Source organism: Burkholderia sp. Tr-862 (assembly GCF_011753085.1).
Classification (GTDB): domain Bacteria; phylum Pseudomonadota; class Gammaproteobacteria; order Burkholderiales; family Burkholderiaceae; genus Burkholderia; species Burkholderia ambifaria.
In genome coordinates this window covers 1-20915 of the sequence record NZ_VWWG01000024.1, presented here as the reverse complement: position 1 = coordinate 20915, position 20915 = coordinate 1, and the positions used below count along the sequence as shown (strand labels likewise).

17 protein-coding genes are annotated in these 20915 nt (G+C 66.2%); 6 read left to right on the top strand and 11 right to left on the bottom strand.

Features of this window, described 5'->3' with window-relative positions; genetic code table 11:
- Positions 1-53 precede the first annotated feature (53 nt).
- From nadC to purN, 6 genes are all read right to left on the bottom strand, one after another.
- On the bottom strand, positions 54-1067 hold the full coding sequence (nadC, locus tag F3J14_RS10330) for a carboxylating nicotinate-nucleotide diphosphorylase (RefSeq protein ID WP_247682182.1): 1014 nt from the start codon (positions 1065-1067) through the stop codon (positions 54-56).
- Entirely contained in the window at positions 1067-2203 is a 1137-nt protein-coding gene (gene nadA / locus F3J14_RS10325; RefSeq protein ID WP_165751891.1) for a quinolinate synthase NadA, read from the bottom strand. The genes nadC and nadA overlap by 1 nt, the downstream gene beginning before the upstream one ends.
- A gap of 252 nt (positions 2204-2455) precedes the next feature.
- The gene (locus F3J14_RS10320) at positions 2456-3652 is read right to left on the bottom strand and encodes an acyl-CoA desaturase (protein WP_166722882.1); all 1197 of its coding nucleotides are present in this window, start codon (positions 3650-3652) and stop codon (positions 2456-2458) included.
- 222 nt (positions 3653-3874) lie between these two features.
- Positions 3875-5257 (bottom strand): mechanosensitive ion channel domain-containing protein, encoded by a 1383-nt coding sequence (locus F3J14_RS10315; protein ID WP_166722881.1) that lies wholly within the window; start codon positions 5255-5257, stop codon positions 3875-3877.
- Between the two features lie 18 nt (positions 5258-5275).
- Complete coding sequence (locus tag F3J14_RS10310; RefSeq protein ID WP_166722880.1) at positions 5276-6538, bottom strand: RsmB/NOP family class I SAM-dependent RNA methyltransferase; 1263 nt, start codon at positions 6536-6538, stop codon at positions 5276-5278.
- Positions 6535-7197, bottom strand: a complete 663-nt coding sequence (gene purN, locus F3J14_RS10305; RefSeq protein WP_011657713.1) for a phosphoribosylglycinamide formyltransferase — start codon at positions 7195-7197, stop codon at positions 6535-6537. Before purN ends, F3J14_RS10310 begins: the two co-directional genes overlap by 4 nt.
- 123 nt (positions 7198-7320) lie before the next feature.
- On the opposite strand from purN, the gene F3J14_RS10300 reads away from it, so the two are divergent.
- From F3J14_RS10300 to dut, 5 genes are all read left to right on the top strand, one after another.
- Positions 7321-8313, top strand: coding sequence for a bifunctional riboflavin kinase/FAD synthetase (locus F3J14_RS10300; protein WP_012364515.1), 993 nt, complete (start codon positions 7321-7323; stop codon positions 8311-8313).
- A gap of 102 nt (positions 8314-8415) precedes the next feature.
- Entirely contained in the window at positions 8416-11253 is a 2838-nt protein-coding gene (gene ileS, locus F3J14_RS10295; RefSeq protein WP_166722879.1) for an isoleucine--tRNA ligase, read from the top strand.
- A 2-nt stretch (positions 11254-11255) separates the two neighbouring features.
- On the top strand, positions 11256-11756 hold the full coding sequence (gene lspA / locus F3J14_RS10290) for a signal peptidase II (RefSeq protein WP_166722878.1): 501 nt from the start codon (positions 11256-11258) through the stop codon (positions 11754-11756).
- A 67-nt stretch (positions 11757-11823) separates the two neighbouring features.
- Positions 11824-13035, top strand: a complete 1212-nt coding sequence (gene coaBC, locus F3J14_RS10285) for a bifunctional phosphopantothenoylcysteine decarboxylase/phosphopantothenate--cysteine ligase CoaBC (protein ID WP_166722877.1) — start codon at positions 11824-11826, stop codon at positions 13033-13035.
- A gap of 55 nt (positions 13036-13090) precedes the next feature.
- Complete coding sequence (gene dut, locus F3J14_RS10280) at positions 13091-13537, top strand: dUTP diphosphatase (protein WP_011657718.1); 447 nt, start codon at positions 13091-13093, stop codon at positions 13535-13537.
- Positions 13538-13592: 55 nt separating this feature from the next.
- Here the strand turns inward: dut and F3J14_RS10275 are convergent, their stop codons facing one another.
- The 4 genes from F3J14_RS10275 to clpS form a co-directional block, all read right to left on the bottom strand.
- Complete coding sequence (locus tag F3J14_RS10275) at positions 13593-14363, bottom strand: hypothetical protein (RefSeq protein ID WP_166722876.1); 771 nt, start codon at positions 14361-14363, stop codon at positions 13593-13595.
- Positions 14364-14510: 147 nt separating this feature from the next.
- Positions 14511-15890, bottom strand: a complete 1380-nt coding sequence (locus F3J14_RS10270; RefSeq protein ID WP_166722875.1) for an amino acid permease — start codon at positions 15888-15890, stop codon at positions 14511-14513.
- Positions 15891-15992: 102 nt separating this feature from the next.
- Positions 15993-18293, bottom strand: a complete 2301-nt coding sequence (gene clpA, locus F3J14_RS10265) for an ATP-dependent Clp protease ATP-binding subunit ClpA (protein ID WP_011657720.1) — start codon at positions 18291-18293, stop codon at positions 15993-15995.
- On the bottom strand, positions 18290-18604 hold the full coding sequence (gene clpS / locus F3J14_RS10260; RefSeq protein WP_006398529.1) for an ATP-dependent Clp protease adapter ClpS: 315 nt from the start codon (positions 18602-18604) through the stop codon (positions 18290-18292). Before clpS ends, clpA begins: the two co-directional genes overlap by 4 nt.
- Before the next feature lie 548 nt (positions 18605-19152).
- On the opposite strand from clpS, the gene F3J14_RS10255 reads away from it, so the two are divergent.
- Positions 19153-19356, top strand: a complete 204-nt coding sequence (locus F3J14_RS10255) for a cold-shock protein (protein WP_004196460.1) — start codon at positions 19153-19155, stop codon at positions 19354-19356.
- A gap of 178 nt (positions 19357-19534) precedes the next feature.
- Here F3J14_RS10255 and F3J14_RS10250 read toward each other — a convergent pair.
- Positions 19535-20915: multicopper oxidase family protein (locus tag F3J14_RS10250; protein ID WP_166722874.1), on the bottom strand; the 1381-nt coding region annotated here is incomplete at its 5' end.

The following is a 20915-nucleotide window of genomic DNA, read 5'->3' as shown; positions in this document are numbered from 1 at the left end:
CCGTTGGCGCTTGCACGCCAACGGCCCTTTTCGTCAGACGACATGCCGCGAGGTCAGTCGACGATCCGCATCGAATAGTCGGTCGCGCGCACGTCCTTCGTCAGTGCGCCGATCGAGATGCGGTCGACGCCCGTTTCCGCGAACGTGCGCACCGTATCGAAATTGACGCCGCCCGACACTTCGAGCACGGCCTTGCCGGCCGCGACGCGCACCGCTTCGCGCATCATGTCGAGCGTAAAGTTGTCGAGCAGCACCGATTGCGCGCCATGCGCGAGCGCCGTGTCGAGCTGCGCGAGCGTCTCGACTTCGACCTGCACCGGCACGCCGGAATCCAGCGCAAACGCCGCATCGAGGGCTTCGCCGACGCCGCCTGCTGCCGCGATGTGGTTTTCCTTGATCAGGATGCCGTCGTAAAGCGCGAGACGCTGGTTCTCGCCGCCGCCGACCCGCACCGCGTACTTCTGCGCGAGCCGCAGGCCCGGCAGCGTCTTGCGCGTATCGAGGATCTTCGCGCGCGTGCCTTCGACGCGATCGACGTAACGACGCGTCGCGCTCGCGACGCCCGACAGCAGTTGCAGGAAATTCAGCCCGTTGCGCTCGGCCGTCAACAGTGCGCGCGCCGGCCCTTCGAGTTCGCAGACGGTCGAATCCGGCGTCATCCGGTCGCCTTCTCGATAGCGCCACTGCACGACGATCGACGGATCGATCCGCGCGATGACGGCCTCGAACCATGGCACGCCGCACAGCACCGCTTCCTCGCGCACGATGATGCGCGCACGGCGCCGCTCGCCGGCCGGCACGAGCCGCCCGGTCTGGTCGCCCGTGCCGACGTCTTCGGCGATCGCATCGACGACGTTGCGCGCGATTGCTTCCTCGAATGCCGCACCGTATTGCGCGCGGACGACCTCGAACAGCGGAGAGACTGCGGTCGTAACGGCGCCTTCCGGCGCGCCGCCCTCAAGCAAGGCGGCCGCCCCTTCGGAGGGCGCGGTGCACGGGACCAGAGTGAGCGCCGAAGCGCCAACTTCGGTCGACAGCGGACGAATATGAGCGCGGGAGCCGGTCATTACGCAGCCCCCACGTTCGCGAACAGTTGCTGGTCGCGCTGCAGATCGCCGCTCGCCTGCACGCGCTTCTTGTGCGCCGCTGCGAAATCGAGCATTCGGTCGATCGGCAGACGCGCACGCACGCCGATCGCGGGATCGACGAAGATCTCGTTGTGACCGCGCTCGAGCACGTCGGCGAGGTTCGCGAGGCCGTTCATCGCCATCCACGGGCAATGCGCGCAGCTCTTGCAGGTCGCGCTGTTGCCGGCCGTCGGCGCGGCGATGAAGGTCTTGCCGGGCGCCGCGAGCTGCATCTTGTGAAGGATGCCGAGATCGGTCGCGACGATGAAGTGCGTCGCGTCGAGCTTCACGGCGGCGTCGATCAGTTGCGTCGTCGAGCCGACGACGTCCGCCTGCGCGACGACGTTTTCCGGCGACTCGGGATGCACGAGCACCTTTGCGTCCGGATATTCGGCGCGCAGCAGGTCGAGCTCGATGCCCTTGAATTCGTCGTGGACGAGGCACGAACCCTGCCACAACAGCATGTCCGCGCCAGTTTTCTTCTGGATGTAGCTGCCGAGATGGCGATCGGGTGCCCAGATGATCTTCTCGCCCCGCGCGTGCAGGTCGGCGACGATCTCGAGGCCGATCGACGACGTGACCATCCAGTCCGCGCGCGCCTTCACGGCGGCACTGGTGTTCGCGTAGACGACGACTGTGCGATCGGGATGCGCATCGCAAAACGCGGAGAATTCGTCGGCCGGGCAGCCGAGATCGAGCGAGCAGGTCGCATCGAGGTCGGGCATCAGCACGCGTTTGCCAGGGCTCAGGATCTTCGCGGTTTCGCCCATGAAGCGCACGCCGGCGACGACGAGCGTCTGCGCATCGTGGTCACGGCCGAAGCGGGCCATTTCGAGCGAATCGGCGACGCAGCCGCCTGTTTCATCGGCCAGTTCCTGCAGCTCGGCATCCACGTAGTAGTGAGCGACGAGCACGGCCTTTTCACGTGCGAGCAGCGCCTTGATGCGCGCTTTCAGTGCAGCGCGCTCCTCGGGGGACGGCGCGTCGGGCACCTTGGCCCATGCTTGCCCCACGCCGCACACGGTCCCTGCTGCGACGGGCCGGTCGTACTCGACGGGTTTGATCGTCGATTGCATCTCCATATCTCCTGTCGACCAGAGTTAGTGCTTTAGCACTTACTCTGGTCCCATGCTTCGCGGTCGACCAGAGTCAGTGCTTTAGCGCTTCCTCCGATCCCATCCTCTGCGCACGCCCGGGGCATCGAATGCACTGCCCCAAGCCTCATACCAATCCACCCTGCCGATCGGCCTTCAAAAACCGGCGGCCCAAATGAAAAAACCCCGCCAACGCGGGGTTTGTGACGTCCTTAGATTCTAATCGATTTCGAATCAGGCGTAGCGACGCAGACGTGTCGCGAATTCCTGCAGCGCCTTGATGCCGCTTTGTTCCGCGCGATGGCACCAATCCTGCAATTGCGCGAGCAGCTGTTCGCGCGATGCGGTCGAGCGATCCCAGATCGCGGCCAGATCCTGGCGCAGCTGGAAGTACGTCTGCAGCTTCTGGCTGTTCGCGAAGATTTCCGGCAGCAGCTTCTTCTGCGGCTCGTCGAGGCCGTCGGCGTCCTTGTGGAACCACTTGCGCGCGCCGCGCATCAGCTGGTACTTCTCGCTCGAACCGAGCTCCTTCAGGTGCGCGAGCTCCTGGCGGTAGGCACGCTTGACGGCCTTGCCGTAGCGCGCCATCACTTCGTAGCGGTTCGACAACACGGCCTGCAGCGTTTCCTGGTCGAGCACCGTCTTCGGCTTGTTCAGGCGCGGCGTCGGCGCGACCTTCTTCACCTTCGCGAGACCGAACGCCGACATGATGCGGATGTACATCCAGCCGATGTCGAACTCGTACCACTTGTTCGACAGCTTCGCCGACGTCGCGAACGTGTGGTGGTTGTTGTGCAGCTCTTCGCCGCCGATCACGATGCCCCACGGGAACAGGTTCGTGCTCGCATCGGCCGAGTTGAAGTTGCGGTAGCCCCAGAAGTGCCCGAAGCCGTTCACGACACCGGCTGCCCAGAACGGAATCCAGACCATCTGCACGGCCCACACGGTCAGGCCGAGCACGCCGAACAGCGCGACGTCGAGCACCATCATCAGGCTCACGCCGAGGATCGGGTACTTCGAGTACAGATTGCGCTCGATCCAGTCGTTCGGCGTGCCGTGGCTGAACTTGCGCATCGTTTCTTCGTTCTTCGCTTCCGCGCGATACAGCTCCGCGCCTTCGAGGAACACCTTCCAGATCCCGCGCGTCTGCGGGCTGTGCGGATCTTCCTCGGTTTCGCACTTCGCGTGGTGCTTGCGATGGATCGCGGCCCACTGGCCCGTCAGCATGCCGGTCGTCATCCACAGCCACATGCGGAAGAAGTGGCTCGCGATCGGATGCAGCTCCAGCGCGCGGTGCGCCTGGCAGCGATGCAGGTAGACCGTCACGCCGATGATCGTGACGTGCGTGACGGCGAGCGCGAACAGCGCGACCTGCCACCACGAAAAACGCAGGAGCCCGTGGGAAAGAAAATCGAGCAGGGAATTCAACAAGGCAGTTACCTGTGGTGAGAGCGACGCCGGCCGAACCGACGTCATAAAAATGAAAGCATACCGCGTGTAGACCGGAATTTTACTTCAACCGTTCCAAGTCTTTGTAAAAAATGAATATTTTCTTGTGTTGACGCAAGGCGGACAGTCCATCTCCGGACCCGGAAAGCCCCGCGATCCCGTTCTGGCCGTCGAATTTACCGATTCTGGCCGGCGCGCCGCGCCTTAGGCCGCCGACGCCTGCCCGTCCACCGGGCCGACACCGGCCACGGGCACGCCCTGCGCCACCACGCCGGTCGCCGCAAGACCGTCGGGCAGGCCGACCACGCGCACTTCGCGCTGCGGGAACGGGATCGAGATCCCGTGCTCGCCGAACAGCCGCCAGATGTTGCGGTTCACGGCCGAACGCACGCCCGACGTGCCCGTCGCCGCATCCTCGATCCAGAAACCGAGCTCCAGATCGATCCCGTCCGCGCCGAAGCCGACCAGGTACGGGGCCGGCGCCGGCTCCGCGAGCACGCGCGGCACCCCCTTCGCAGCTTCCGCCAGCACCGACAGCGCCTGCTCGACGTCGTTCGTATAGGCAACCTGCACGGCGACCTTCGCGTAGCCGCGCGTCAGGTACGACGACTGGTTCTGCACGACGTCCGTGATCAGCTTCTCGTTCGGAATCAGCGTCTCGTTGCCGTCGAGGCCGCGCACGACCGTATAGCGCGTGCGAATCTGCGTGACGACGCCCTGCAGCCCGCCGACGCTGATCGCATCCCCGAGCCGCAGCGAGCGATCGAGCAGGATGATGAAGCCCGACACGTAATTGCTGGCGACCTTCTGCAGGCCGAAGCCGAGGCCGACGCCCAACGCGCCGCCGAACACGCCGAGCACCGTCACGTCGATGCCGACGAGCGACAGCCCGATCAGGATCGCCGCGAACACGAGCAGCGCGCGGCCGACCCGCGACAGCACGACCTTCAGGTTCGCGTCGAGCGTGCGCGCGCGCGCGAGGCGATCCTCGAGCACCGAGCCGAGCCACATCGCGACCATCAGCGTCACGCACACCCACAGCGCGCCGGAGATCACCGACAGCAGCGTGAGATGCGCATTGGCCACGCGGAACTGCACGCTGTCGAGCCAGCCGAGCACGTCGCGCTGGATGCCGAGCACGGTCAGCACCATCGCGGCCCACACGACGGTCGACACGATCTTCTCGACGATCGACAGCCACGCATGCGTGTGGCCGTCGCGCGCAAACACGCGCCGCGCGAAGAAGAACAGCACGTAGATCAGCCCGATGCCGAACAGCGGCACGAGCGCGAGCGACAGCAGCGACGTCGACATGAACGGGTCGAACGCGAGCTGCGCAACGCCGACGAAAATGCCGCCGAACAACGGAAACAGCGCGCGTTTCAGGCTATCCGCGCCCGCACCGGGCGCGCGTCCGGCCGCCCTGCGGCGCGCATCGATCCGGCCGTGCACGAAGCGCGCGGCCAGCCATGCGAAACACAGTGCGCCGACGAGGATCGCCGCCTGCCAGATCATCACCGGCTGGTGGAAATCGCGAATCACCGAGGCCAGCCGGCGCGACAGCAGGCGGCTTTGCAGACTCTCCATCGTCCGTCCGCGCCGCCGTTACTGCGCGCGCCGTTCGAGCACCGCGGCGAAGAAGCCGTCGGTCGCGTGGCGGTGCGGCCACAGCGACAGGTAGTCGCCGGTCTCGATCTCGATGCGCTGGTCGGCCAGCACCTGCTGCGCGGGCACCAGCACGAACTCCGGATGGTCGGCCAGGAACTGCTCGACGATCGCTTCGTTCTCCGCGTGGAGCACGCTGCAGGTCGCGTACACGAGCCGGCCGCCCTTCTTCACAAGACGCGCGGCGCTCGCGAGGATCGACGCCTGCTTCGGTGCGAGCTCCTCGATCGACGTGCGCGTCTGGCGCCACTTCAGGTCGGGATTGCGGCGCAGCGTGCCGAGGCCGCTGCACGGCGCGTCGACCAGCACGCGGTCGATCTTGCCGGCGAGCCGCTTGATCTTCGCATCGTGCTCGCTGTCGATCAGCACCGGGTTCACGTTCGACAGCCCGCTGCGCGCGAGGCGCGGCTTGAGCTTGGTCAGGCGCTTTTCCGACACGTCGAACGCGTAAAGGCGCCCGGTCGAGCGCATCATCGCGCCGAGCGCGAGCGTCTTGCCGCCGGCGCCCGCGCAGAAATCGACGATCATCTCGCCGCGGCGCGGCGCGACCAGCGAGCACAGCAGCTGGCTGCCCTCGTCCTGCACCTCGATCTGCCCTTCCTGGAACAGTTGCAGGCGCGTGAGCGCCGGCTTGCCGACGACGCGCACGCCCTGCGGCGCGAACGGCGTCTCGCCCGCGTCGATGCCGTTCGCGCGCAGCGCGTCGATCACCTGGTCGCGCGTCGCCTTCTGCACGTTGGCGCGCAGGTCGAGCGGCGCCGGGTAGTTCAGCGCGGCGGCGAGCTGCGCGAGCTCCTCGGCGTCGAAACGGGCAGACAGCGCCTGGTAGATCCAGTCCGGCAGGTTCGTGCGCACGCGCACCGGCAGGCTCGCCGGATCGATCTTCGACACGTGCTCGAGCCACGCGGCTTCAGTGTCGGACACGAACGGCTTCAGCGCATTGCGGCCGAGCGTCTGCATCAGGCCCAGCAGCGTGAGGCGCCGTGCAGGGCTGCCCGTGCCGCTCTCGGCGAGGTGCGAAAACTCCATCTTCCGGCGCAGCACCGCGAACACCGCCTCGGCGATCACGCCGCGCTCGGCGTGGCCGAGCTTCGGATGCGCGCGGAAGAACCGGCTCGTCGTCGCGTCGGCGGGGCCGGTGAACTTCAGCACCTCCGCCAGCAAGGTCTCGGTCTGGCCAATCAGGAATCCGTGCAGCTTCATACACCCTCGCTCGTTTCGGTATGCGGTTGATCCGCGAAAATCCAGCGCGCCTCTTCCGGCGCCACCACTGCCCGGCCGTTCTCGAGGCGCAGGCGCCCCTCGACGAACCAGCGCACCGCACGCGGATACAGCACGTGCTCGACCGTCAGCACGCGCCGTGCGAGCGCCGCCGCGTCGTCGCCCGCACGCACGGGCACCGCGCCCTGCGCGACGATTGCGCCGCTGTCGAGTTCGGGAATCACGAAATGCACGCTCGCGCCATGCAGCGCGACGCCGGCATCCAGCGCCTGCTGGTGCGTGTGGATGCCCTTGAAGCTCGGCAGCAGCGACGGGTGGATGTTCAGCAGCCGGCCTTCATATCGTCTGACGAAATCGGGCGTCAGGATGCGCATGAAGCCGGCGAGCACGACGAGATCGGGCGCGAAACGGTCGATCTCGGCGGCGAGCGCCGCGTCGAAGCTGTCACGGCCGTCGAACGACCGGTGGTCGACCACCGCGGTCGCCACCCCGTGCGACGCGGCAAAAACCAGGCCGGCCGCGTCGGGCCGGTTGGCGATCACGGCGGCGACCTGGGCCGGCCAGCGTTCCTGCGCGCACGCGCGGACGATGGCCTCCATGTTGCTGCCGCGACCGGAAATCAGGATCACGAGTTTTTTCATCCGCGAATTTTACCATTCGCCCCCGCGTTTCCCCCCTTCTCGGCCGCCGGGCCGCCCGAACGTTTATAATCTTCTGCTTTGCGGCATCCCACCGCCCAATCCCCCGACGCTGCATCCGCTATCGTGAAAGTCTTCCGCGGCCTGCCCAACGCCGAGAGCCGCGCGCCGTGCGCGCTGACGATCGGCAACTTCGACGGTGTCCATCGCGGCCACCAGGCCCTGCTCGCGCGCGTGCGCGCGGCAGCGGACGCGCGCGGCCTGCCCGTGTGCGTGATGACCTTCGAGCCGCACCCGCGCGAATTCTTCAATCCGGCCGGCGCGCCGCCGCGCATCGCGATGCTGCGCGACAAGCTGGAAGCGCTGCGCGAGCACGGGGTCGACCGCGTCGTCGTCGAGCACTTCAACCACACGTTCGCGAGTCAGTCGCCGCAGGCGTTCGTCGAACGCACGCTGGTCGGCGGGCTGCACACGCGCTGGATGATGGTCGGCGACGATTTCTGCTACGGCGCGAAGCGCGCGGGCACCTTCGACACGCTGAAGGCGGCCGGCGAACAGTACGGTTTCGAAGTCGAGCAGATGGGCACGGTCTCCGGCAGCGACGGCACGCGCATCTCCAGCTCCGGCGTGCGCGCCGCGCTCGCCGCGGGCGATCTCGACGCGGCCGCGCAGGCGCTCGGCCACGGCTACGCGATCAGCGGCCACGTCGCGCACGGGCTGAAGCTCGGCCGTGACCTCGGCTTCCCGACCCTGAACCTGCCGATCGCGCACAAGCGGCCGGCGCTCGCGGGCATCTTCGTCGTGCAGGTGCACGGCCTGGGCCCCGCCCCGCTGCCGGGCGTCGCGAGCCTCGGGCTGCGCCCGACCGTCGACGATTCCGGCCGCGTGCTGCTCGAAGTCCACCTGCTCGACTGGCACGGCGATGCGTACGGCAAGCTGATCCGCGTCGAATTCCTGAAGAAGCTGCGCGACGAGGCGAAGTTCGACGATCTCGAGGCGCTGTCGCGCGCGATCGCACTGGACGTCGCGAATGCGCGCGCGTACTTCGTCGAGCGCGCCCGCGCGCCGGGCAGCCGCGCGACCGGCTTCTCGACGTCGGCGACCGACCGAATTAGCTGATCCGGCCAGCGGCGCCACGCGCCGCGCCCTCGCGCCGCCCACACGCGCGCATCCCCGATTCACGACGCACGAGCGTCCCTCGATTTAGATAGCGATCCCATCATGAGCAACAAGAAAGCCGATTCGAAACCGCAGGCCAAGTATCCGGTCAACCTGCTCGACACGCCGTTCCCGATGCGCGGCGACCTGCCCAAGCGCGAGCCGCAATGGGTCAAGGAATGGGAAGAGCGCGGCATCTACGAAAAGATCCGCGCGGCCAGCAAGGGCCGGCCGAAGTTCATCCTGCACGACGGCCCCCCGTATGCGAACGGCGACATCCACCTCGGGCACGCGGTCAACAAGATCCTGAAGGACATCGTCGTCAAGTCGCGCAACATGGCCGGCTTCGACGCACCGTACGTGCCGGGCTGGGATTGCCACGGGATGCCGATCGAGATCCAGATCGAGAAGCAGTTCGGCAAGTCGCTGCCGGCGGCCGAAGTGATGAGCAAGGCGCGCGCGTACGCGACCGAGCAGATCGAGAAGCAGAAGGTCGGCTTCAAGCGCCTCGGCGTGCTCGGCGACTGGGCGAATCCGTACAAGACGATGAACTTCGTCAACGAGGCGGAAGAGATCCGCGCGCTCGGCAAGATCATCGAGAAGGGTTACGTGTACCGCGGGCTGAAGCCGGTGAACTGGTGCTTCGACTGCGGCTCGGCGCTCGCCGAGGCGGAAGTCGAGTACAAGGACCGCACCGACCCGACGATCGACGTGATGTTCGCGTTCGCAGAACCGGAAAAGACCGCGCAGGCGTTCGGCCTGCCGGCCCTGCCGCGCGCGGAAGGCGGCATCGTGATCTGGACCACCACGCCGTGGACGATCCCCGCGAACCAGGCGCTGAACCTCCATCCGGAAATCGTCTACGCGCTGGTCGACACCGAGCGCGGGCTGCTGATCATCGCGGAAGAGCGCGTCGAAGCATGCATGACCGACTTCAAGCTGACCGGCCGCGTCGTGGCGACCGCGCCGGGCGTGAAGCTCGCGGGCCTGCGCTTCCACCACCCGCTCGCATCGGCTCACCCCGGCTACAAGCGCACCGCACCCGTGTACCTCGGCGACTACGTGACGACCGACACGGGTACCGGCGTCGTGCACTCGTCACCCGCGTACGGTATCGAGGACTTCGTGTCGTGCAAGGCACACGGGATGACCGACTCGGACATCATCAACCCGGTGATGGGCGACGGCCGCTACATCGAATCGCTGCCGCTGTTCGGCGGCCTGTCGATCTGGGACGCAAACCCGAAGGTCGTCGACGCGCTGAACGCGGCCGGCTCGCTGCTGCGCAGCGAGCACTACAAGCACAGCTACATGCACTGCTGGCGCCACAAGACGGCGATCATCTACCGCGCGACGTCGCAGTGGTTCGCCGGCATGGACGTGACGCCGCGCGACGGCGGCAAGACGCTGCGCGAAACCGCGCTCGAAGGCATCGACGCCACCGCGTTCTACCCGTCGTGGGGCAAGCAGCGCCTGTTCAGCATGATCGCGAACCGTCCCGACTGGACGCTGTCGCGCCAGCGCCAGTGGGGCGTGCCGATGGCGTTCTTCGTGCACAAGGAAACCGGCGAGCTGCATCCGCGCACGCTCGAGCTGCTCGAGGAAGTCGCGAAACGCGTCGAGCAGTCGGGCATCGAGGCGTGGCAGACGCTCGATCCGCGCGAGCTGATCGGCGACGACGCGAACCTGTACGAAAAGAACCGCGACACGCTCGACGTGTGGTTCGATTCGGGCACGACGCACTGGCACGTGCTGCGCGGCTCGCACAAGGATCAGCTGCAGTTCCCGGCCGACCTCTACCTCGAAGGCTCGGACCAGCACCGCGGCTGGTTCCACTCGTCGCTGCTGACCGCGTCGATGATCGACGGCCGCGCGCCGTACAAGGGGCTGCTCACGCACGGCTTCACGGTCGACGGCGAAGGCCGCAAGATGAGCAAGTCGCTCGGCAACGGCATCGACCCGCACGAAGTCGCGAACCGTCTCGGCGCGGAGATCATCCGCCTGTGGATCGCCTCGACCGACTACTCGGGCGAGCTCGCGATCTCCGAGGAAATCCTGAAGCGCGTGACCGAAGGCTATCGCCGCATCCGCAACACGCTGCGCTTCCTGCTCGCGAACCTGTCGGACTTCGACTTCGCGCAGCACGCCGTGCCGGTCGACGAATGGCTCGAGATCGACCGCTATGCGGTCGCGTTCTCGCAGCAGCTGCAGACGGAGCTGCTCGGCCACTACGAGAAGTACGAATTCCACCCGGTCGTCGCGAAGCTGCAGACGTACTGCTCGGAAGACCTCGGCGGCTTCTACCTCGACGTGCTGAAGGACCGCCTGTACACGAGCGCGGCCGATTCGCGCGCACGCCGCTCCGCGCAGACCGCGCTGTACCACCTGACGCACGGGCTGCTGCGCGTGCTCGCACCGTTCCTGTCGTTCACCGCGGAAGAAGCGTGGAAGGTGTTCCAGCCGGCCAGCGACACCGTGTTCACGGAAACGTACTACGCGTATCCGGAAGTGGCCGGCTCGGCCGCACTGATCGAGAAGTGGGCGCTGCTGCGCGACGTGCGCGGCAACGTGACGAAGGCGCTCGAGGAAGCACGCACCGCGAATCGCATCGGTTCGTCGCTGCAGGCCGAAGTGGCCGTGCACGCGAGCGGCGCGCGCTACGATGCGCTGACGAGCCTCGGCGACGACCTGAAATTCGTGCTGATCACGTCGGCGGCGACGGTCGTGAAGGTCGACGACGAAGCGCAGGAAAGCGTCGACGTCGCGGCGTCGAAGTACCAGAAGTGCGAACGCTGCTGGCACTACCGCGAGGACGTCGGCGCGCACACCGACCACCCGACGCTGTGCGGACGCTGCTTCTCGAACCTGTTTGAAAACGGCGAAATCCGGAGCGCGGCTTAACTATGGCAAAAACCCTGTCGAAACCGGCCAGCGGCGCGCTCGCGCCCTGGCTCGGCATTTCGCTGATCGTGATCCTGTTCGACCAGCTGTCGAAAATTGCGATCCTGAAAACGTTCGCGTACGGCGCGCAGCATGCGCTGACGTCGTTCTTCAGCCTCGTGCTGGTGTACAACCGCGGCGCCGCGTTCGGCTTCCTGTCGACCGCGAGTGGCTGGCAGCGCTGGGCGTTCACCGCGCTCGGCGTCGGCGCGACGCTCGTGATCTGCTTCCTGCTGCGCCGCCATGGCCAGCAGCGGCTGTTCAGCCTGTCGCTCGCGCTGATCCTCGGCGGCGCGCTCGGCAACGTGATCGACCGGCTGGTCTACGGCCACGTGATCGACTTTCTCGATTTTCACCTCGGCGGCTGGCACTTCCCGGCGTTCAACCTCGCCGATTCCGCGATCACGGTCGGCGCGGTGCTGCTGATCTACGACGAACTGCGTCGCGTGCGCGGCTCGCGCTGAGCGCGCATACTCGGTGTCGACGGCCGGCTTCGCGCCGGCCGTTCCGTTTGACCCTTGGAGGCCTGAGTTGGCACACGCAGAACTCGCTGGAAAACACCTCGTTCTCGGCCTGACGGGCGGCATCGCCTGCTACAAGATCGCCGAGCTCACCCGGCTGCTGACAAAGGCAGGCGCGACCGTGCAGGTCGTGATGACCGAAGCCGCCGCGCAATTCATCACGCCCGTCACGATGCAGGCGCTGTCCGGCCGGCCTGTTTATACGAACCAGTGGGACGCGCGCATCGACAACAACATGGCGCACATCGACCTGTCGCGCGAAGCCGACGCGATCGTGATCGCGCCCGCGTCGACGGATTTCCTCGCGAAGCTCGCGCACGGATTCGCGGACGACCTGCTGTCGACGCTGTGCGTCGCGCGCGACTGTCCGCTGCTCGTCGTGCCCGCGATGAACCGCCAGATGTGGCAGAACCCGGCCACGCAACGCAATGCCGCGCAACTGCGCGCCGACGGCGTGTCGGTGCTCGGCCCTGATTCGGGCGCGCAGGCCTGCGGCGAAGTCGGCGACGGCCGCATGCTCGAACCCGAGGCGATCTATGAAGCCATCGTCGCGCACTTCGCACCGAAGGTGCTCGCGCACCGTCGCGTGCTGATCACGGCCGGCCCGACGTTCGAGCCGCTCGACCCGGTGCGCGGCCTCACGAACCGCTCGAGCGGCAAGATGGGTTTCGCGCTCGCGCGCGCCGCGCAGCAGGCCGGCGCCGACGTGCATCTCGTCGCGGGGCCGGTCGCGCTCGACACGCCGTGGGGCGTGACGCGCCAGGACGTGCAGACCGCGCAGCAGATGTACGACGCGGTCATGCACGCGGTATCCGACGCGGACATCTTCATCGCGGTGGCCGCGGTCGCCGACTGGCGCGTCGACCATCCCGCCGAGCACAAGATGAAGAAGACGGCCGATCGCAAGATGCCGGCGCTCGCATTCGTCGAGAACCCCGACATCCTCGCATCGGTCGCGGCGCTGCCCGATCCGCCGTTCTGCGTCGGTTTCGCCGCCGAAAGTGGCGACCTCGACGTGCATGGTGACGAAAAGCGCAAGCGCAAGAACGTGCCGCTGCTGGTCGGCAACCTCGGCCCGCTGACGTTCGGCCGCGACGACAACGAAGTCGTGCTGTTCGAGGCAGCCGGGCTCACGCGCCTGCCGCGCGCGCCGAAGGACGAGCTCGCGCACGCGCTCGTCGCCGAAATCGCGAAGCGCCTGCCCGACAATCACCTGATCTGATCTATTGCGCGGCGGCACGCGCCGCCGAGCCCTTCCCGACCGATTCGACGACCGCATGAAACTCGACCTGAAGATTCTCGACGCGCGCATGCGCGACTACATGCCCGCCTACGCCACCACCGGCAGCGCGGGCCTCGACCTGCGCGCATGCCTCGACGCACCCGTCACGCTGCAGCCGGGCGAAACGACGCTGGTGCCGACGGGCCTCGCGATTCATCTCGCGGATCCCGGCTATGCGGCGCTGATCCTGCCGCGCTCGGGCCTCGGCCACAAGCACGGGATCGTGCTCGGCAACCTCGTCGGCCTGATCGATTCCGACTACCAGGGCCAGCTGATGGTGTCGACGTGGAACCGCGGCCAGACCGAATTCGTGCTGAACCCGTTCGAGCGGCTCGCGCAGCTCGTGATCGTGCCGGTCGTGCAGGCGCAGTTCAACATCGTCGACGATTTCGCGCAAAGCGATCGCGGCGAAGGCGGCTTCGGCAGCACCGGCCGTCACTGAACGGCGTGATACGAAAAGGGGGCCTCGCGGCCCCCTTTCCTTTTTCCGTTTCCACTCACCGATCGGCCGTCTGCGCAATCCGCGCGGGCGCGAGTTCGCGTCGGCGTGCCTGCGCGATGCTCGCATAGATCACCAGCGCGACCAGCACACCGAGCAGCACCGCCGACGAGCCGACCGTGCCGAGCGCGAGCCCGCCCTTGGCGACCGGTTTCGTCAGCAGGTCGCCGACCGTCGCGCCGAACGGACGCGTGAGCACGAACGCGGCCCAGAACAGCAGCACGCCGGAGATCCGCGTGAAGTAATGCGCGAGCACGATCGCCGCGAGCAGCGCGCCGATCAGCAGCGCGCCGCCGCCGAAGCCGAGCCCCGAGCTGTCCGCGAGGAAATCGCCGAGCGCGGTGCCGAGCGTGTTCGAGAACAGGATCGCGATCCAGTACAGCAGCTCGACCTTGCGCGTGCGGATCAGGTCGACCGACAGCGACGCGCCGCTCAGGCGCCACACCGCGAAGATCGCCAGCAGGATCGCGACGAGAATCGACGAGCCGGCCGCGTAGCCGAGGCCGAGCGTGCGGTCCATGAAATCGGACATCGTCGTGCCCGCGGTGCTCGTCGCAACGATCACGGCCCAGTAAATGGCCGGGCGATAGCCGGTCGTCCTGAGCTGCGCACCGAGCGTGACGAGAAAGAAACCGAACAGCAGGATCGAGCTCACCGCGTAGCCGACGTTCAGCGTCATCGACAGCAGGTCGCCGCCGGTTTCGCCGAGCGTCGTCGCGCAGATCTTCATGATCCAGAACGCGAGCGTGATTTCGGGAAGTTTGTTCATTCGAACCCCTTTTTACAGGAAAGCAGCGAGCCGGCGTGGGCCGGGCCGCCATGCAGACAGGTTCGAATCTTATCGCCGCCGGCTTAACGCAACCTTAGCGGCCTCGCCTCGCCGCGCGGGCCACCGCCCGCGGCGTGCGCTCACGCATCAACGCGCGTGCTGGTGCCGGTAGTGCAGCGCATACGCGAGCGTCAGCAGCACGGCGAACACGACACCGACCACCATCGTCATCCGGAATTCGCGGGTGAACGCGGTCGTGAGCAGGACCGCGCCGACGAGCCCCGCGCCGAGCAGGCTGCCGAACGGGTGGCCCCACATCCGGAATGCGAGCGCCGGGCCACGATACCGCGCGCGAAAGCGCAGGTGCGTGACGAAGATCATCAGCCACGTGAACAGCGCGCCGAACATCGCGATCGCCATCATCACGGTAAATGCAGTGTCGGGCGACAGCGCGACCAGTACGGCCGCGACCGCGACGCCGCTGGTCGAGATCCACAGCGCCGCACGCGGCACGCCGTTGTTGCCGAGCCGGCCGAACACCGCCGGCGCGAGCCGCGCACGCGACAGGCTGAACATCATCCGCGTCGTCACGTAGAGCTGGCTGTTCATCGCCGACAGCGCCGCGATCAGCAGCACGAAGTTGATCACGCCGGCCGCAAAGGGCACGTGCGTCGCCGCCATCACCTTCACGAACGGGCTTTCGTCGGTGCCGGCCTGCGTCCAGGGCACGATCGCGAGCATCAGCGACAGCGTCAGCAGGTAGAACAGCACGAGCCGGAACACCGTCGAGCGGAACGCACGGGTGACCGCATGCTGCGGATCGCGCGCCTCGCCGGCCGCGATCGCGACCGCCTCGATGCTCATGTAGCTGAAGATCGCGACGATCACCGCGACCCAGGTGCCCCACGGCCCTTTCGGCATGAAGCCGTCGTGCGCGGTGTAGTTCGCGAAGCCGATGCCCGAAGCCGCCGGCGCCGACCACACGAGATACGCGCCGAGCACGATGAACACGACGATCGCCGCGATCTTCAGCAACGAAAACGCGTATTCGACCGACCCGTACAGCGTGACGCTCGCGAGGTTCACCGCGATCAGCAGCGCGGAGAAGCCGATCACCCAGTACCAGCCGGGCACGGCCGGGAACCAGTACTTCATGAAGACGGCGATCGCGCTGATCTCGGTGCCGATCGCGAACACCACCGCGAACCAGTATGCATAGCGCACGAGAAAGCCCGCGAGCGGGCCGACGTAGTGCTCGGCGTATGCGCCGAACGAACCGGCCGTCGGATGCGCGACCGTCATTTCCGCGAGCGCGCCCATCAGCAGCAGCGCAATCAGCGCGCCGATCGCATACGAGACCAGCACGCTCGGGCCCGCGAGCCCGATCGCGAACCCGCTGCCGAGGAACAGCCCCGTGCCGATCGCGCCGCCGATCGCGATCATCGCCATCTGCCCCGACGTCAGCGCGTGGCGCAACCCTTGTTCGCGCGCGACGATGTTGTCGAACGACCGTTGTTGTTGTGTCACTGCGTTGCTACTCCCTGCCCCACCATTGCGCCATCGGCGCCAGATAAAACGAAACGGCGCGGAGAACTTCCCGCGCCGTTCGCATGAACAACGAATTATCGCTTACTCGACTTCGACCGTCTCTTCGTTCGGCTTGTGCGGCGGATTCGCCAGCTTGTCGAACGACAACTGAACCTTGTCGTTTTCGTCGACGTCGACCGTCACATGCCCGCCGTTGACGAGCTTGCCGAACAGCAGTTCGTCGGCCAGCGCACGACGGATCGTGTCCTGGATCAGCCGCTGCATCGGCCGCGCGCCCATCAGCGGGTCGAAGCCATGCTTCGCGAGATGCTTGCGCAACGCGTCGGTGAACAACGCGTCGACCTTCTTCTCGTGCAGCTGCTCCTCGAGCTGGATCAGGAACTTGTCGACCACGCGCATGATGATTTCCTCATCGAGCGAGCGGAAGCTGATGATCGAATCCAGCCGGTTGCGGAACTCCGGCGTGAACAGACGCTTGATGTCGGTCATCTCGTCGCCCGTCTCGCGGCGCGTCGTGAAGCCGATCGTCGCCTTCTGCATCGACTCGGCGCCCGCGTTCGTCGTCATGATGATGATGACATTGCGGAAATCCGCCTTGCGGCCGTTGTTATCCGTCAGCGTGCCGTGGTCCATCACCTGCAGCAGCACGTTGAAGATGTCCGGATGCGCCTTCTCGATTTCGTCGAGCAACAGCACGCAATGCGGCTTCTTCGTGACGGCTTCGGTCAAGAGGCCGCCCTGGTCGAACCCGACGTAGCCCGGCGGCGCGCCGATCAGGCGGCTCACCGCGTGACGCTCCATGTATTCCGACATGTCGAAGCGGATCAGCTCGATGCCGAGCGTGAACGCGAGCTGGCGCGCCACTTCGGTCTTGCCGACGCCCGTCGGGCCGGAGAACAGGAACGAGCCGATCGGCTTGTCCATCTTGCCGAGGCCCGCGCGCGCCATCTTGATCGATGCGGCGAGCGCGTCGATCGCCGGATCCTGGCCGAACACGACGCTCTTCAGGTCGCGATCGAGCGTCTGCAGCTTGCTGCGATCGTCCTGCGACACGCTTTGCGCCGGCACGCGCGCGATCTTCGAGATGATTTCCTCGATCTCGCTCTTGCCGATCGTCTTCTTCTGCTTCGACTTCGGCAGGATGCGCTGCGCGGCCCCCGCTTCGTCGATCACGTCGATCGCCTTGTCCGGCAGGTGGCGGTCGGTGATGAAGCGTGCCGACAGTTCGGCCGCGGCCGACAGTGCGCCCGACGAATACTTGACGCCGTGATGCTCCTCGAAGCGCGACTTGAGCCCGCGCAGGATCGCGACCGTCTGCTCGACGGTCGGCTCCGTCACGTCGACCTTCTGGAAGCGCCGCGACAGCGCCGCATCCTTCTCGAAGATGCCGCGATACTCGGTGAACGTGGTCGCGCCGATGCACTTGAGCGTGCCCGACGACAGCGCCGGCTTCAGCAGGTTCGACGCGTCGAGCGTGCCGCCCGATGCGGCGCCCGCGCCGATCAGCGTATGGATCTCGTCGATGAACAGGATCGCGTGCGGACGCTCTTTCAGCTCCTTCAGCACCGTCTTCAGACGCTGTTCGAAGTCGCCGCGATACTTGGTGCCCGCGAGGAGCGCGCCCATGTCGAGCGAATACACCTGCGCGTTCGCGAGGATGTCCGGCACTTCGCCGCGCGTGATGCGATAGGCGAGCCCTTCCGCGATCGCGGTCTTGCCCACGCCCGCTTCGCCCACGAGCAGCGGATTGTTCTTGCGGCGGCGGCACAGCACCTGCACCACGCGCTCGACCTCCGGCTCGCGGCCGATCAGCGGATCGATGCGGCCGTCCTTCGCCATCTGGTTCAGGTTCTGCGTGAACTGCGCGAGCGGCGTTTCCTTCTGCGCGTTCGCGTCTTCGCTTTCCGCGTTCGCGTCGGTCGACTTCGCGGCTTCGCCGCCGTTCGTCTTCGCGATGCCGTGCGAAATGAAGTTCACGACGTCCAGGCGCGTGACGCCCTGCTGCTGCAGGTAATAGACGGCGTGCGAATCCTTCTCGCCGAAGATCGCGACCAGCACGTTCGCGCCGGTGACTTCCTTCTTGCCGTTCGACGTCGACTGGACGTGCATGATCGCGCGCTGGATCACGCGCTGGAAACCGAGCGTCGGCTGGGTATCGACATCGTCGGTACCCGGGACGGTAGGTGTGTTGTCGTGGATGAAATTGCGCAGGTTCTGACGCAAGTCCTCGATGTTGGCCGCACACGCGCGCAACACCTCGGCTGCCGTCGGATTATCCAGCAGAGCCAGCAGCAGATGCTCGACCGTAATGAACTCATGGCGCGCCTGGCGTGCTTCCATGAACGCCATGTGCAGGCTGACTTCCAATTCCTGGGCAATCATGCTTCCTCCATCACGCACTGCAGCGGATGCCCGGCCTGCCGCGCATGGGTAACGACTTGCTCAACCTTGGTCGACGCGATGTCCCGCGTATAGACCCCACATACCCCTCGCCCTTCGCGATGGACCTTCAGCATGATCTGCGTGGCCGTCTCGCGATCCTTCTTGAAATACTCCTGTACCACCATCACGACGAACTCCATCGGCGTGAAGTCGTCGTTCAGCAGCACCACCTTGTACATCGAAGGCGGCTTGAGCTTCTGCTGCTTGCGTTCCAGGACGGTGCTGTCCTGCTTGTCCGGGATAATCGCCATACACCCATTCTAAACAACTCGGACAGGCCCGCAATCCTGCCATTACCCGACCGACCGGCCGGCGCCCTCCCTGGTTCCCGACGACATGCGATCGTCTTCGCGCCATACGAAAGCCGGCTGCGGTGCCGGCTTTCACGCGTGGCGCGGAACACGAACCGTCAGGGGGAGACTGCACCGGACCGTCGCATCCGCATCCAGTATCCCACAAGCCGGGCCGACTCGATCGCGTGTCACTCGAGCCTGGTATATGAGCCGATTATGCGACTTTTCAAGTCCGCGCGCTCGGCGGCATGCTGCGAAGCAAAGCCGGAAAAACCCTGAAAATGGGTTCTTTACAACGGCCCTCTAACCGTCTAAAAATTCCACTTGACACTCAAATAAAGAGCGCCAACAATCAAGCTGGCACTTTTTTCAATTTGCCAGTTGGCGAAATGAAAGAGGCCGAAGGTGAGCTTGTGAGGGGGGAACGGCTGTATTTTCCGGTCGTTTAGCTTTTCGAGCGTGCTCGTGGTAAGTAGCAGCGACTGTGTGACAGGGGAAGTAGGAAAATGGCAACTGGTATCGTTAAGTGGTTCAACGACGCGAAGGGCTTCGGTTTCATCACCCCCGACGAGGGCGGTGAGGATCTGTTTGCGCACTTCTCGGCCATCAACATGCAGGGCTTCAAGACCCTGAAGGAAGGCCAGAAGGTGAGCTTCGAGGTCGTTCAAGGGCCGAAGGGCAAGCAAGCGTCGAACATCCAGGCCGCGTAAGGCACCGGATATTGGACGAAGAAACCCGGCATTGCGCCGGGTTTCTTTTTTTTCAGGCCGGCCATTCGTTAATTCGATTGGCCGGCCTTTTCGTTCAATCCGGATTATTGAACACGTATTGTCTTGTTGCACATGCAGATCGAATGCCGTCATACATGTGAAACATAATCGATACGCGTTACACGACCTTCAGCGTGCCCATCATGCCAAGATCCTCGTGTTCGAGAATATGGCAGTGGAACATGCGCTCGCCGGGCGTGTCTTGCGTAACGAGAATCGTCACGGTCTCGCCGCTGCGCACGTTCACGGTATCGCGCCACGCGCGGAACGGTTCGCTCGTGCGCGTGCCGTCCGATGCACGCTCGATCACCTGGAATTGCGTGCCGTGCAAATGGAACGGGTGATCCATGTCGGTGGCATTACGGATCGCCCAGCGCTCGATGTCGCCGCGGCGGCTCGTCAACGTCGCGCGATGCGGTGCATAGGTCGCGCCGTTGATCGTGAAGCGCATCCCGGCCGGACGGCCATGCATCGGGCCGTTCATCATCGCGTCCATGTCCATCTCTTCGCCGAACGCGACTTCCTTATGCGCGACCGGCTCGCCGAGCGCCGGCACCGCGCGCAGCGTCGCCGGCAGCGGACGAGCGGCGGCCGGTGCGAACGCGATGTCGGCCAGCGGCAGCGCCGGATCGGGCGGCAGGCTGCCGTGGCCGTCGTCGTGCGACATCGCCATCTTGCGGCGGTCGTATTCGGCCGCCTGCAGCACGGCGCGTGACGCGCGGTCGCCGGCGCGCACCAGCAGTTCCGCGCGCTCGCCCGGCGCGAGCAGCAGCGACGTCACGCGGCGCGGCGCGTCGAAGAGCCCGCCGTCCGTGCCGGCATGCTCGAACGCGCGGCCGTCGTCGAACGCCACGCGCAGGTAGCGCGCGCTGCACGCGTTCCACACGCGCCAGCGCTCGTCACTCGCGACGTCGATCCGCGGCCGGCGCGCACCGTTGACCAGCACGAACTGGCCTTCGCGGCCGTTCATCCAGTCCATCATGTCGTTCGGCGCAATCGTGCCGTCGCGCGCGAGCTTCAGGTCGGACACGAACAAGTTGCGCTCGGGCCAGCCGGCGAGCGGATCGTCGGCAGCGCGCACGACGAACGGGCCGGCCAGCCCGCGGAACACCTGCTCGGCGGTCATCATGTGCGGATGCGGGTGATACCAGTAGGTGCCGGCACTGCCCTTCGGCAGCGTGAAGCGGTACACGTGCGACGCACCCGGCGCGACGGGGTCGGACGGGTTGCCGTCCTGGTCGGGCGGCACCGGCAGGCCATGCCAGTGGATCGTCGACGGTTGCGGCAGCTTGTTCACGAAGCGAATTTCGACCGTATCGCCCTCGCGTACGTCGATCAACGGACCGACCACCGGCCCCTGCGTGCCCGTGCCGAACTGCCAGAACGTCGTCGGACGCGCCCCGTGCAGCAGCGGACGCGCGACCGGCTGCGCGACCAGCGTTGCGCGGAACGTGCCGGGCTCGCGGCTTTCGTTCGCGAGCATGCGCAGCGACGCGAGA

Bases quoted from the DNA above. Each gene is read 5' to 3' on its own strand.
- nadC (WP_247682182.1), bottom strand. From the start codon at position 1,067: ATGACCGGCTCCCGCGCTCATATTCGTCCGCTGTCGACCGAAGTTGGC.
- F3J14_RS10255 (WP_004196460.1), top strand. From the start codon at position 19,153: ATGGCAACTGGTATCGTTAAGTGGTTCAACGACGCGAAGGGCTTCGGT.
- clpA (WP_011657720.1), bottom strand. From the start codon at position 18,293: ATGATTGCCCAGGAATTGGAAGTCAGCCTGCACATGGCGTTCATGGAA.
- nadA (WP_165751891.1), bottom strand. From the start codon at position 2,203: ATGCAATCGACGATCAAACCCGTCGAGTACGACCGGCCCGTCGCAGCA.
- dut (WP_011657718.1), top strand. From the start codon at position 13,091: ATGAAACTCGACCTGAAGATTCTCGACGCGCGCATGCGCGACTACATG.
- F3J14_RS10310 (WP_166722880.1), bottom strand. From the start codon at position 6,538: ATGAAGCTGCACGGATTCCTGATTGGCCAGACCGAGACCTTGCTGGCG.
- F3J14_RS10315 (WP_166722881.1), bottom strand. From the start codon at position 5,257: ATGGAGAGTCTGCAAAGCCGCCTGCTGTCGCGCCGGCTGGCCTCGGTG.
- F3J14_RS10275 (WP_166722876.1), bottom strand. From the start codon at position 14,363: ATGAACAAACTTCCCGAAATCACGCTCGCGTTCTGGATCATGAAGATC.
- purN (WP_011657713.1), bottom strand. From the start codon at position 7,197: ATGAAAAAACTCGTGATCCTGATTTCCGGTCGCGGCAGCAACATGGAG.
- ileS (WP_166722879.1), top strand. From the start codon at position 8,416: ATGAGCAACAAGAAAGCCGATTCGAAACCGCAGGCCAAGTATCCGGTC.
- lspA (WP_166722878.1), top strand. From the start codon at position 11,256: ATGGCAAAAACCCTGTCGAAACCGGCCAGCGGCGCGCTCGCGCCCTGG.
- clpS (WP_006398529.1), bottom strand. From the start codon at position 18,604: ATGGCGATTATCCCGGACAAGCAGGACAGCACCGTCCTGGAACGCAAG.